Below are 13,556 nucleotides of genomic sequence, written 5' to 3'. Positions count from 1 at the left end.
GTACACTCCTGTGAATTCATACAGGTTCAGCGTCGGGCTTGCCCGGCGCTGTTGCCTTCATAGTTTACAGGCACCTGGAGATACGCTTGAGCCAGGAATACACAGAAGATAAAGAAGTTTCGCTACAACCGCTGAGCAGTGGACGTCGTCTGCTGGAAGCGTTGCTGATTATTGTTGCTCTTTTCGCCGTTTATTTGATGGCGGCGCTGGTGAGCTTCAATCCTTCCGATCCCAGCTGGTCGCAGACCGCCTGGCACGAACCTATCCACAATCTGGGCGGCGGCGTTGGCGCATGGCTTGCGGATACGCTGTTTTTCATTTTTGGCGTGATGGCTTATGCCATTCCTCCGGTCATTTTAGGCCTGTGCTGGATCACCTTCCGTCAACGTAATTCTCAGGAGTACATTGACTACTTTGCCGTAGCGCTGCGCCTGATTGGCGTGCTGGCGCTGGTGGTGACATCCTGCGGGCTGGCCGCGTTGAATGCTGATGATATCTGGTATTTTGCTTCGGGCGGCGTGATAGGCAGCCTGCTGAGCAATGCCATGGCTCCGTGGTTCAGTGGGGCAGGTGGCACATTAACGCTGCTGTTTATCTGGGCTGCGGGCGTCACTCTTTACACCGGCTGGTCCTGGCTGACCATCGCCGAGAAAATCGGTGGTGTGGTGATGGGCGTGCTGACTTTTGCCAGCAACCGTTCACGTAATGATGAACGCTGGCAGGAAGAAGATGATGAAGAGGAGCGGCACGAAGAGTCATCGACACCGGTGCTGAGACAGAGCGCCCACGCGGGTGATGACGATGTGCTGCTGGCTGCACCGAAGAAAAGGGGGGGAGAGCAGGAAGAATACGATGAAGAGGAAGAAAACGATCCGCTGCTGAGTAAAACTGCTGTCGCAGCTACAACCGCTTCGGTTGATGCTGTTGCCTCTGCTGCGGTTCCTGAGGCGACGGCTGCTCCGGTAGTGCCAGTTGCTCCTGAGGCAGAGGTTTCTGCGGCAGTGGTGCAACCTGCACCGCTTTCCTCTCCGCATCCCGCTGTCTCTCAGCCTGCTCATCTCGCTTCTTCTGCTCCCGCTGCACCGACACCTCCACCGGAACTTTACCGGTTCGAGATCCCGGATGAGACACCTGCGCCGTCCGTCCCGCTGGACGAGGAAGATGACGGGCCGCGGATGGGGAACTGGCGTAATGCCTCATCGTCACCTTTTGATTTTTCTGCCCAGCCGGTCTCTCAGCCTTCTGACGTGGAAAGGGGAATGGGGGATGCAGTTAAAGTGGCTGCGGCTGCTTCAGCGGTTGCGCCATTTATGCCGGGCTTTACTGCCACCAGCGAAGCGGGTAATCCTCAGGTGAAACAGGGGATTGGTCCGGAACTGCCGCGTCCTAACCCGGTCAAGCTTCCTACACGGCGTGAACTCGCGTCGTACGGCATCAAACTGCCTTCACAGCGTATGGCGGAAGAGAAGGCAAAAGAAGAAGAACTGCGCCAGCAGAGTGCTGAAATTCAGCCAGCAGGTGGCGTTGCAGAAGACGATGACGCGCTTGAACAGGCGCAGTTGCGTGAGGCCTTTATGGCCCAGCAGCAGGCGCGTTACGGCGAAGAATTTGCTGAAGATGATGAAGAGGCGCTGCAACAGGCAGCGTTGGCTCGTCAGTTCGCAGAGCAGCAGACTCAGCGTTATGGGCAGGAAGAGGTGCAGAGCGAAAGCCCGACTTTCCGCCTGGACACTGCTGGAGCCTTTGATTTCTCTCCGATGGATGATCTGGTGGACGAGGGGCCAAGTGAGCCGCTGTTCACTCTGTCAGCCGCGCCTGAGGTTGAAGCTCCGGCAGAGCAGCCGCAGTGGCAGCAGCACAGCCAGGCACCTCAGCAGGCCCCTGTTCAGCAGTCTGTTGCACCTGCGTGGCAAACGCCTCCGGCTCAGCAACAGCCAGATGCACCTGCGTGGCAGACTTCACCTGCTCAGCAACAACCAGCAGCGGCATCCTGGCAAACGCCTCCGGCTCAGCAGCAGCCACCCGCTGCCACCATGCCCTCGCAGCCGGAAGCGCCAGCTCAGCCAGCGGCTGACAGCCTGTTCCATCCATTCCTGGTTCGCCATGAGCAGCCGATGGAAAAACCGACCACGCCGTTGCCAACACTGGATCTGCTGAGTGCTCCTCCTGTTGAAGCTGAGCCGGTGGATATGTTTGCTCTGGAGCAGACAGCCCGCCTGGTGGAAGCTCGCCTGGGCGACTATCGGGTGAAAGCGGAAGTGGTTGGCATCTCTCCTGGGCCGGTGATCACCCGTTTCGAGCTGGATCTGGCTCCTGGCGTTAAAGCAGCGCGTATTTCCAATTTGTCCCGGGATCTTGCCCGTTCGCTTTCCGCAGTCGCGGTTCGCGTGGTGGAGGTTATTCCGGGCAAGCCTTACGTCGGCCTGGAGCTGCCTAACAAGCATCGTCAGACAGTTTACATGCGTGAAGTGCTGGAGTGCGACAAGTTCCGTGACAACCCGTCACCGCTGGCGGTGGTGCTGGGCAAAGACATTGCCGGTCAGCCAGTAGTGGCCGATCTGGCGAAGATGCCGCACCTGCTGGTTGCCGGTACTACCGGTTCCGGTAAGTCGGTCGGCGTGAACGCGATGATCATCAGCATGCTGTATAAAGCCACACCGGAAGAAGTGCGCTTTATCATGATCGACCCGAAAATGCTTGAGCTGTCGGTATACGAAGGCATCCCTCACCTGCTGACGGAAGTGGTTACCGATATGAAAGATGCGGCCAATGCGCTGCGCTGGAGCGTTGGTGAAATGGAGCGTCGCTACAAGCTGATGTCGGCGCTTGGCGTGCGTAACCTGGCGGGTTACAACGAGAAGGTCGCGCAGGCTGAGTTGATGGGCCGCCCAATTCCGGATCCTTTCTGGAAACCGGGTGACAGCATGGACACCACCCCGCCGGTTCTGGAAAAACTGCCATACATCGTGGTGCTGGTGGATGAATTTGCCGACCTTATGATGGCGGTAGGCAAGAAAGTGGAAGAGCTGATTGCCCGCCTGGCTCAGAAAGCGCGTGCGGCAGGTATTCACCTCGTTCTGGCGACCCAGCGTCCTTCGGTAGATGTGATCACCGGCCTGATTAAGGCCAACATCCCGACCCGAATTGCCTTTACCGTATCAAGCAAGATCGACTCGCGTACCATCCTCGATCAGGGTGGGGCAGAGTCTCTGCTGGGGATGGGGGACATGTTGTATATGCCGCCTAACTCCTCAATGCCGGTGCGTGTGCATGGTGCATTTGTTCGCGACGAGGAAGTGCATGCAGTGGTACAGGACTGGAAGGCCCGTGGCCGTCCGCAGTACATTGAAAGCATTACCGCTGGTGAAGAGAGTGAAGGTGGTGGTCTGGGTCTGGAGGGTGATGAGGAGCTTGATCCGCTGTTCGATCAGGCGGTGGCGTTTGTGGTGGAAAAACGCCGGGCTTCCATCTCTGGTGTTCAGCGTCAGTTCCGCATTGGTTACAACCGTGCAGCGCGTATCATCGAACAGATGGAAGCGCAGGGCATCGTGTCTTCTCCAGGCCATAACGGTAATCGTGAAGTGCTTTCGCCGCCGCCGCATGAGATGTAATGCCAGCGTCGTCTGATTTTTTTACCGTAATGAGCGGGCCGGGGTGACCCGGCCCGTTGAGTTTCCGGGCTTAAGCCCCATATCCAGCAGAGGTGCCGGTGGCATTCAGGTGAATCCCCTGTTGCTATTGCTTCAGCCTGGCTACAGTTATCCACGTAAGCTTCCCTGCCGTCAGGGATATAAAAGTTTCAATAAGGATGCCGTAATGAAAAAATTAATGATCTCCTGCTGCCTGCTGGCGGCTTTCACCTCCGCCAACGTACTGGCTGATGCGTCTTCCGATCTGCAGCAACGCCTGGATAAAGTGAAAAGCTTCCATGCCAGCTTCTCGCAGAAAGTGACTGATGGCAGCGGCCAGTCGGTGCAGGACGGTGAAGGTGAGCTGTGGGTTAAACGTCCGAATCTGTTTAACTGGCATATGACGGCACCGGATGAGAGCATCCTGATTTCCGATGGTAAAACCTTATGGTTCTACAACCCGTTTGTTGAGCAGGTCAGTGCTACCTGGCTGAAAGACGCCACCAGCAACACGCCGTTTATGCTGATTGCCCGTAACCAGGGCAGCGACTGGAAGCAGTACAACATTAAACAGCAGGGTGACAATTTTGAGCTGACGCCGAAATCAGCCGATGGAAATCTGAAACAGTTCACCATTAATGTTTCCACCAATGGCACCATCAACCAGTTCAGTGCGGTTGAGCAGGATGGGCAGCGCAGCAGTTATGCGCTGAAAAGCCAGCAGAATAGCGCGGTCAGCGCCGATAAATTTCAGTTTACGCCGCCAAAAGGCGTGACGGTTGACGATCAACGTCAGTGAGGTGAGCGTGAGCAATCTGTCCCTGGATTTCTCCCACAACGAGTTTCAGCCCCTGGCCGCGCGGATGCGGCCACGCACGCTGGCAGAATATATCGGGCAGCAGCACCTGTTGGCGCCCGGCAAGCCGCTGCCACGGGCGATTGAAGCGGGCCATCTGCATTCGATGATTTTGTGGGGACCGCCGGGGACAGGAAAGACGACGCTGGCTGAGATCATCGGCCGCTATGGTCAGGCCGATGTCGAGCGGATTTCAGCTGTCACCTCCGGGGTGAAAGAAATTCGTGAGGCGATTGAGAGAGCGCGGCAAAACCGCAACGCAGGCCGCCGAACCATCCTGTTTGTGGATGAGGTGCATCGCTTTAATAAAAGTCAGCAGGATGCGTTTCTGCCGCATATTGAAGATGGCACCATCACCTTTATTGGTGCTACCACGGAAAACCCTTCCTTCGAACTTAACTCCGCTTTGCTTTCGCGTGCCCGAGTCTACCTGCTGAAATCTCTGACCAGTAAAGATATTGAAACCGTGCTGGAACAGGCAATGCAGGACAACGATCGTGGCTATGGCAAAGAAAACATTGTGCTGCCTGAGAATACGCGGCGAATGGTGGCTGATCTGGTTAACGGCGATGCCCGTCGTGCGCTGAACACGCTGGAAATGATGGCCGATATGGCTGAGGTGAACAGCAAAGGCCAGCGTGATCTGACGGCACAACTGCTGAATGAAGTCTCTGGCGAACGCAGTGCCAGGTTCGATAACAAGGGCGATCGTTATTACGACCTGATATCTGCCCTGCATAAGTCTGTTCGTGGTTCAGCTCCTGATGCGGCTCTGTACTGGTACGCGCGGATCATCACTGCAGGCGGAGACCCGCTGTATGTAGCACGTCGTCTGCTGGCTATTGCCTCTGAAGATGTCGGCAATGCCGATCCACGAGGAATGCAGGTTGCTATATCCGCATGGGATTGTTTTACCCGCGTCGGCCCGGCTGAAGGTGAACGTGCCATAGCCCAGGCAATTGTTTATCTGGCCTGCGCGCCAAAAAGTAATGCCGTTTACACCGCCTTTAAAGCAGCGATGCGCGACGCCCGCGAAAGCCCGGATTTCGACGTACCGGAGCATCTGCGCAACGCGCCAACTAAGTTGATGAAGGAAATGGGGCTGGGGGCGGAATATCGCTATGCTCATGATGAGCCCAATGCCTATGCTGCTGGAGAGGACTACTTCCCGCCTCAGATGGCACAGACTCGCTACTATCAACCGACCTCCCGCGGCCTGGAAGGAAAGATTGGCGAAAAGCTGGCCTGGCTTGCTGAACAGGATCAAAATAGCCCGACAAAACGCTATCGCTGAAACGGGTGTTGCGGTAAGGTTAGCAAGGAATTCAACGCATTCGCCCGCCGGATGCGCTTCTCTTTATTACTCAATAAATATTCACAGGACAAGCATGCTCGATCCCAATCTGCTGCGTAATGAGCCAGACGCAGTCGCTGAAAAACTGGCACGCCGGGGCTTTAAACTGGACGTTGAAACGCTGCGCTCGCAGGAAGAGCGACGCAAAGTTCTGCAGGTAGAAACTGAAACCCTGCAGGCTGAACGTAACGCCCGATCCAAAACTATCGGGCAGGCCAAGGCGCGTGGGGAAGATATTGAGCCATTACGTCAGGAAGTGAACGCGCTGGGCGAACGCCTGGATGCGGCCAAAGCGGAACTGGATGTACTGCAGAACGAAATCCGTGATGTGGCGTTAGCGATACCTAATATCCCGGTTGATGAAGTTCCCCTGGGCAAAGACGACAGCGAAAATCTGGAAGTCAGCCGCTGGGGTGAGCCACGCAAATTTGATTTTGCAGTGCGCGATCATGTGGAGCTGGGTGAAATGGCCTCCGGGCTGGATTTTGCCATGGGCGCCAAGCTGACCGGCTCTCGTTTTGTGGTTATGCAGGGGCAGATCGCCCTGATGCATCGCGCCCTGAGCCAGTTTATGCTGGATCTGCATACTGAACAGCACGGCTATCTGGAAACTTATGTGCCGTATCTGGTTAACCATGCTTCGCTGTACGGCACCGGCCAGTTGCCTAAGTTTGGTGAAGATCTGTTCCATACCCGTCCGCTGGAAGAAGAAGCGTCCAGCAGCGATTATGCGCTGATCCCGACTTCCGAAGTGCCGCTGACTAACATGGTTCGCGACGAGATCGTTGAAGAAGAGTCGCTGCCGCTGAAATTCACCGCTCATACGCCGTGCTTCCGGTCTGAGGCCGGTGCCTATGGTCGTGATACCCGCGGTCTGATCCGTATGCACCAGTTCGATAAAGTTGAAATGGTGCAGATCACCCGTCCGGAAGACTCCATGCAGGCGCTGGAAGAGCTGGTTGGTCACGCCGAGAAAGTGCTGCAGCTGCTCAACCTGCCATATCGTAAAGTGCTGCTGTGTACTGGCGACATGGGCTTTGGCTCCTGCAAAACCTACGACCTTGAAGTATGGCTGCCAGCGCAGGATACCTACCGCGAGATCTCTTCCTGTTCTAACATGGGTGATTTCCAGGCTCGTCGTATGCAGGCTCGCTGCCGCAGCAAATCTGAGAAGAAGACGCGCCTGCTGCACACTCTGAACGGTTCAGGTCTGGCTGTTGGCCGCACTCTGGTTGCGGTGCTGGAAAACTACCAGCAGGCCGATGGCCGTATTGCAGTTCCGGAAGCACTGCGTCCTTATATGAAAGGCCTGGAGTTTATCGGCTGATTATCCGTACCCTCTGCTTTCTGAAAGCGCCCACCGGGCGCTTTTTTTGTGATGTTGCCCGACCATGTCCCTGATCAAAAAAACTTTTCAACGCCTGCATTATCCCACCAATATCATTGCTCAGTGTGTCCGTTGGTATCTGGCTTATTCCCTGAGTCTGCGCAATCTGGAAGAGATGATGCCTGAGCGCGGTATCACCGTCGACCATTCCACGCTTCACCGCTGGGTTATCCGGCCGGTACCGTTGCTGGATAAGGCTTTTCGCCGGCATAAACGTGCCTTGGGACGCCGGTGGCGAATGGATGAAACGTATATCAGACTGAAGGGCCAGTGGAAGTACCTTTACCGGGCCGTGGACTCTGACGGACAGGCCATTGATATCTTGCTGGCCGCGAAGCGGGATGCGGGCAGGGAGCAGGATGAATGTATCAAGGTCAGACAGAGTAAATACCTGAACAACATGGTGGCGCAGGACCACCGCAATATCAAACGCAGGAGAAAGCTGATGACGGGATTCAAATCCTTCCGGCGGGCACAGGCTATCTGGGGCGGGTATCGAAATCATCCACATGTTACGAAAAGGGCAGCTTCAGCACCCGCACGAGGACGGATTTCTCCCGGCAGAGCAGTTCTGTCGTCTGGTTGCATAAAAAACCAACAGGCCCGCTTTCCGGCAACCTGCCGCTGTTAATGCGACAGAACCATTTTTAGTCGTAGAATAACCAAAAATAAAAGTTATCGTCCGTAATATCCACCAGCAAGCCAAAGATGTCATTTTTCATAGAGATAACACACTTCGAACATGGGATAAGTATCCCGCTAACTCGTTGTAGATAAAAAATTTAAATCGGTGTCCGGCAAATCGTGCTGCGGTTGATTTCTGGCCGTTGACAATAATTTAGCGAATGGCATTATGCGCGCAAAATATTCCGCCGTTTTGGTCGTTTCTGACAATGTCTACCTGGTCTCGCCCCGTTATTGTGCTGCTCTGCGGCCTCTTGCTGCTGACGATTTCTATCGCCGTGCTAAACACTCTGGTGCCACTCTGGCTTACCCATGATGCACTGCCTACCTGGCAGGTTGGCGTGGTCAGCTCTTCTTACTATTCGGGCAACCTGGTCGGGACTTTGCTTGCGGGCCGGATAATCAAGCGTTTTGGATTTAATCGCAGCTATTACATCGCCTCCATTATTTTCGCTCTGGCTACGGCAGCATTAGGCTTTGAAAGCGGTTTCTGGGCGTGGTCTGCCTGGCGCTTTATCGCCGGTATCGGCTGCGCATTAATCTGGGTGGTAGTGGAAAGCGCCTTACTCTGTAGCGGCACCGTGCGGAACCGTGGTCAGCTGCTGGCCGCTTATATGATTTTCTATTATCTCGGTACCGTTGCCGGGCAGCTTCTGGTCAGTAAGGTCTCCACAGAGCTGCTTCACGTGCTGCCGTGGGTGACCGGAATTGTCGTCGCTGCGATCCTGCCACTGGTGTTTACCAAAGTGACGGCGAAAGGGGATGATGAAGACGCTTCTCCGGGACGTATGTGGCCAATGCTGCGTCGTCGCAGCGCTCGTCTGGGGATCAACGGCTGCATCATTTCAGGTATTCTGCTGGGGTCACTTTACGGCCTGATGCCGCTGTATCTCTCTCATCAGGGGATGAGCGACTCGACGGTAGGCTACTGGATGGCACTGCTCGTCAGCTCCGGCATTATCGGCCAGTGGCCGGTCGGTCGTCTGGCTGACCGCTACGGTCGTCTGTTGGTGCTGCGCGTGCAGGTTTTTGTGGTGATCCTTGGAGCGCTGGCAATGCTGAGCAATACGGCTATGGCACCTGCGCTGTTTGTGCTGGGTGGGGCAGGTTTTACACTGTATCCCGTGGCGATGTCCTGGGCCTGCGAGAAAGTGGCTCATCACGAACTGGTGGCGATGAATCAGGCGCTGCTGTTGAGCTACACGTTAGGCAGCCTGCTTGGTCCGGCGATGACTTCAATGCTGATGCAGAACTATTCTGACCGGGTATTGTTTGTGATGATTGCTTCAGTCGCGCTGGTTTATCTGGTGATGTTGCTTCGCAAAGCCGACCAGCATGCCACACCGATTGCTCACGCATAAAAAAAGGAACGAAATCATTCGCTCCCTTTAGTGGCGGAGTTCATTCCGCCCTGGTCGTACATTCACACCATCCGTGATGGCGGGTTCTTCTCTGGCCGTCAGTCAGTACATAACCTTATGGCCATAGCCTTCCAGAATGCTTTTCACCCGGTCCATGGTTTCAGCTTTTGGTGGGTGAACGCCATCGAGCTTATATTCTTCGCCCATCGCCACCCATTTATGCTTGCCCAGCTCGTGATAAGGCAGCAGTTCGATTTTTTCCACGTTGCCCATATCACGGGTAAACTCCCCAAGGCGGTGCGCAGACTCATCATCGTCTGAATAGCCAGGCACCACCACGTAGCGGATCCAGGTGCGGATGTTTTTCTTCGCCAGGTAGCGAGCAAAATCCAGTGTGCGGTGGTTTGATACGCCGACCAGGATCTGGTGAACCTCATCGTTAATCTGTTTCAGATCCAGCATCACCAGATCGGTCACTTCCAGCAGTTCGTCGATCACCGGATCATAGCGGCGTACAAAACCATTGGTGTCCAGGCAGGTGTTAATCCCTTCTGCATGGCAGGCGCGGAACCAGTCACGCACAAATTCAGCCTGCAAGATGGCTTCGCCACCAGAAGCCGTCACGCCGCCGCCTGAAGCGTTCATAAAGTGACGATACGACAACACATCCTTCATCAGCTCTTCAACGGTAATCTCTTTGCCACCGTGCGTGTCCCAGGTATCACGGTTGTGGCAATACAGGCAGCGCATCAGGCAGCCCTGGAAGAAGGTAATAAAGCGGATGCCGGGGCCGTCGACGGTCCCGCAGGATTCAAATGAGTGGATGCGACCAGTGACTGACATTGCGATGAATTCTCCATTGTGGACCTGCCTTTCCGGCAGGTACGCAGTCTTAAGCTGCGTTAAGTCTGTTTTGCCAGCCACCTGATGGAACACTGCAGAGGGCTGGCAAACAAGACTGGAAAAAGGCTCCGGTGAAGGAGCCTTTTATACTCAGAAGGGCAGAGATTACATCGTCTGTGTGAAGGTACGGGTAATCACGTCCTGCTGCTGCTCTTTAGTCAGCGAGTTGAAGCGAACGGCATAACCGGATACGCGGATGGTCAGCTGAGGATATTTCTCAGGATCGTTCATCGCATCCAGCAGCATTTCGCGGTTCATCACGTTAACGTTCAGATGCTGGCCGCCTTCGATGCTGGCTTCGTGGTGGAAGTAACCATCCATCAGTCCGGCAAGGTTAGCTTTACGCACGTCATCATCTTTACCCAGCGCGTTTGGCACGATGGAGAAGGTGTAGGAAATACCGTCTTTCGCGTAGGCGAACGGCAGTTTCGCTACTGAGGTCAGTGAGGCAACTGCACCTTTCTGATCGCGACCGTGCATTGGGTTAGCACCTGGTCCGAATGGCGCACCAGCGCGACGGCCATCAGGAGTGTTACCCGTTTTCTTACCATACACTACGTTAGAGGTTATGGTCAGAACAGACTGAGTTGGCACCGCGTTACGGTAGGTCTGCAGTTTCTGAATTTTCTTCATGAAACGTTCAACCAGGTCACAGGCGATGTCATCCACGCGGGCATCATTATTACCAAACTGCGGATATTCACCGTCGATTTTGAAGTCAATAGCCAGACCATCTTCATCACGAATGGTGGAAACTTTCGCGTATTTGATAGCAGACAGCGAGTCAGCCGCGACGGACAGACCTGCGATACCACAAGCCATAGTACGGTAAACGTCACGGTCATGAAGCGCCATCAGTGAAGCTTCATAGCTGTACTTGTCGTGCATGTAGTGGATGACGTTCAGTGCGGTGACATACTGTTTTGCCAGCCAGTCCATGAAGTGATCCATACGGGCCATCACTTTGTCATAGTCCAGCACTTCATCCATCATTGGCGCTTCTTTCGGGCCAACCTGCATTTTCAGTTTTTCATCCACGCCGCCGTTGATGGCATACAGCATGGTTTTCGCCAGGTTTGCACGGGCGCCGAAGAACTGCATTTGTTTGCCCACGATCATCGGGCTGACGCAGCAGGCGATGGCGTAGTCATCGTTGTTAAAGTCAGGACGCATCAGGTCATCGTTCTCATACTGAACGGATGAGGTATCGATGGAGACTTTAGCCGCATATTTTTTGAAGTTCAGTGGCAGCTTCTCTGACCACAGAATGGTCATGTTTGGCTCCGGAGACGGCCCCATGGTGTACAGGGTATTCAGGAAGCGGAAGCTGTTTTTGGTGACCAGGGTACGACCATCCACGCCCATACCGGCCAGGGATTCTGTTGCCCAGATTGGGTCGCCTGAGAACAGTTCATCGTATTCCGGTGTACGCAGGAAGCGCACCATACGCAGTTTCATCACCAGGTGGTCGATCAGTTCCTGTGCTTCCTGTTCGGTGATTTTGCCCGCGTTAAGATCGCGCTCAATGTACACATCCAGGAAGGTGGAAACGCGCCCGAAGGACATTGCTGCGCCATTCTGTGATTTAACTGCTGCCAGATAGCCGAAGTAAGTCCACTGTACGGCTTCCTGCGCGGTTGTGGCAGGGCCGGAGATATCACAACCGTATTTGGCTGCCATCTCTTTGATCTGCTGAAGGGCATGGTGCTGGTCGGCAATTTCTTCACGCAGACGGATAGTGGCTTCAAGATTCACGCCGTTTTCCATATCGCTTTGCAGAGAAGTGAACTGCGCGAACTTGTCTTTCATCAGCATGTCGATGCCGTACAGCGCAACGCGACGGTAGTCACCGATGATACGGCCACGGCCATAAGCATCCGGCAGACCAGTCAGCACGCCAGATTTACGGCAGCGCAGGATATCCGGGGTGTAAACATCGAACACGCCCTGGTTATGAGTTTTACGGTATTCGGTGAAGACTTTTTTCAGGCCGGCATCCAGCTCGCGACCATAAACTTTACAGGAGCCTTCGACCATTTTGATGCCGCCGAAGGGGATCAGCGCACGTTTCAGTGGAGCATCAGTCTGTAAACCAACGATGGTTTCCAGTTTTTTATTGATGTAGCCCGCATCGTGAGAGGTGATGGTGGACGCCAGGTCGGTATCAAAATCGACAGGTGCGTGAGTGCGGTTTTCCAGCTTGATGCCTTCCATCACCTGGTCCCACAGCGCAGTGGTCGCTTCAGTGGCTCCACTCAGAAACGCTTCGTCACCTTCATATGGGGTGTAGTTTTTCTGGATAAAGTCACGAACGTTAACGCTGTTCTGCCACTCGCCCTGTGCAAAGCCTGCCCAGGCCGCAGCCTGTTTTTCATTGTGCTCGCTCATTTGAACCTACCTTAATTACATTGAGTTCTTTCGTTCCCGCCGCCGTGAATCCGGCGACGGATGTCAAATCTTGATTTCGGGATCAGTGATGATCGCCATCGCGCAGATAGATAACCCAGTAAGTCAGACCCACCAGCAAACCGCCGCCAATTATATTGCCCAGGGTGACGGGGATCAGGTTATCCATAACAAAGTTACTGACTGTCAGACTGGAGAAGTGTGCTGCTGTGGTGCCGGTCGCCAGCCAGAATTCTGGTGAGGCGAAGTCTTTAATCACAATAGCCATCGGGATAAGGAACATGTTAGCGATGCTGTGTTCAAACCCGCTGGCAACGAACATCGCGACCGGCAGCACCATGGCAAACATTTTGTCCGTCAGGCTGCGGCCGGAGTAGCTCATCCACACCGCCATACACACCATCAGGTTAGCCAGCGTGCCCAGGCAAACGGCTTCGAGGAAAGTATGGTGCATTTTATGGTCAGCCGTTTGCAGAACATTTAACCCCCATGCACCATTTGCCACCATATACTGGCCAGCAAACCAGATCAGCCCGACAAAAAACATCGCGCCGAAGAAATTCCCTATGTAAACGTTGATCCAGTTACGAGCCAGTTGCCCCCAACTGATACGACCGCTGGCTTTTGCCACCATGGTCAGTACGGTAGAGGTGAAGAGGTCGGCTCCACAAACCACGACCAGCATCAGACCGAGGGAAAAGCAGATGCCACCAACGAGCTTAGCCAGGCCGTAGGGTACAGCTTCAGCACCGGTGGTGGCCGTGATATAGAACACAAAAGCAATGGAGATGAAGACTCCGGCGGTGACAGCCAGGAAAAATGTCGTGAAGGGATGTTTTGTCGCTTTGTAGACACCGGCTTCTTCGGCAACTTTGGCCATTTCAGACGGTAAGAGTAAATCGAACGGGTTGCCAGTTTTCACACCAACTTCTCCCAAAATTTATCAACGACGAAATACTAACAAAGGAGTATAGGG

8 protein-coding genes and 1 pseudogene are annotated in these 13,556 nt (G+C 54.6%); 6 read left to right on the top strand and 3 right to left on the bottom strand.

Going from position 1 to position 13,556, the window contains the following annotated elements; translation table 11 throughout:
• The first annotated feature begins 86 nt into the window (after nucleotides 1-86).
• The 6 genes and pseudogenes from GSQ70_RS14085 to GSQ70_RS14060 all read left to right on the top strand — a co-directional run bounded on the left by GSQ70_RS14085 (nucleotide 87) and on the right by GSQ70_RS14060 (nucleotide 9,271).
• The gene (locus tag GSQ70_RS14085) at nucleotides 87-3,611 is read left to right on the top strand and encodes a DNA translocase FtsK 4TM domain-containing protein (RefSeq protein WP_158783122.1); all 3,525 of its coding nucleotides are present in this window, start codon (nucleotides 87-89) and stop codon (nucleotides 3,609-3,611) included.
• Between the two features lie 205 nt (nucleotides 3,612-3,816).
• Nucleotides 3,817-4,428: an outer membrane lipoprotein chaperone LolA gene (gene lolA / locus GSQ70_RS14080; protein WP_158783121.1), complete on the top strand. Its 612-nt coding sequence runs from the start codon at nucleotides 3,817-3,819 to the stop codon at nucleotides 4,426-4,428.
• A gap of 7 nt (nucleotides 4,429-4,435) precedes the next feature.
• On the top strand, nucleotides 4,436-5,779 hold the full coding sequence (locus GSQ70_RS14075; protein WP_158783120.1) for a replication-associated recombination protein A: 1,344 nt from the start codon (nucleotides 4,436-4,438) through the stop codon (nucleotides 5,777-5,779).
• 94 nt (nucleotides 5,780-5,873) lie between these two features.
• Nucleotides 5,874-7,166, top strand: coding sequence for a serine--tRNA ligase (gene serS, locus GSQ70_RS14070; protein ID WP_158783119.1), 1,293 nt, complete (start codon nucleotides 5,874-5,876; stop codon nucleotides 7,164-7,166).
• A gap of 64 nt (nucleotides 7,167-7,230) precedes the next feature.
• A pseudogene (locus tag GSQ70_RS14065) lies at nucleotides 7,231-7,816 on the top strand (IS6 family transposase).
• A 303-nt stretch (nucleotides 7,817-8,119) separates the two neighbouring features.
• Nucleotides 8,120-9,271, top strand: a complete 1,152-nt coding sequence (locus GSQ70_RS14060) for an MFS transporter (protein WP_158783118.1) — start codon at nucleotides 8,120-8,122, stop codon at nucleotides 9,269-9,271.
• Nucleotides 9,272-9,373: 102 nt separating this feature from the next.
• Here GSQ70_RS14060 and pflA read toward each other — a convergent pair whose 3' ends face one another.
• The 3 genes from pflA to focA form a co-directional block, all read right to left on the bottom strand.
• On the bottom strand, nucleotides 9,374-10,114 hold the full coding sequence (gene pflA, locus GSQ70_RS14055; RefSeq protein WP_158783117.1) for a pyruvate formate lyase 1-activating protein: 741 nt from the start codon (nucleotides 10,112-10,114) through the stop codon (nucleotides 9,374-9,376).
• Nucleotides 10,115-10,279: 165 nt separating this feature from the next.
• On the bottom strand, nucleotides 10,280-12,562 hold the full coding sequence (gene pflB, locus GSQ70_RS14050) for a formate C-acetyltransferase (protein WP_158783116.1): 2,283 nt from the start codon (nucleotides 12,560-12,562) through the stop codon (nucleotides 10,280-10,282).
• Nucleotides 12,563-12,644: 82 nt separating this feature from the next.
• Nucleotides 12,645-13,502 (bottom strand): formate transporter FocA, encoded by an 858-nt coding sequence (focA, locus tag GSQ70_RS14045; protein ID WP_158783115.1) that lies wholly within the window; start codon nucleotides 13,500-13,502, stop codon nucleotides 12,645-12,647.
• Between the last annotated feature and the right edge of the window lie 54 nt (nucleotides 13,503-13,556).

Source organism: Pantoea sp. BAV 3049 (assembly GCF_009765445.1).
Lineage (GTDB): Bacteria > Pseudomonadota > Gammaproteobacteria > Enterobacterales > Enterobacteriaceae > Erwinia.
Note: the sequence above shows the minus strand (reverse complement) of the source record. Positions and strands in the feature narration are given on the sequence as shown.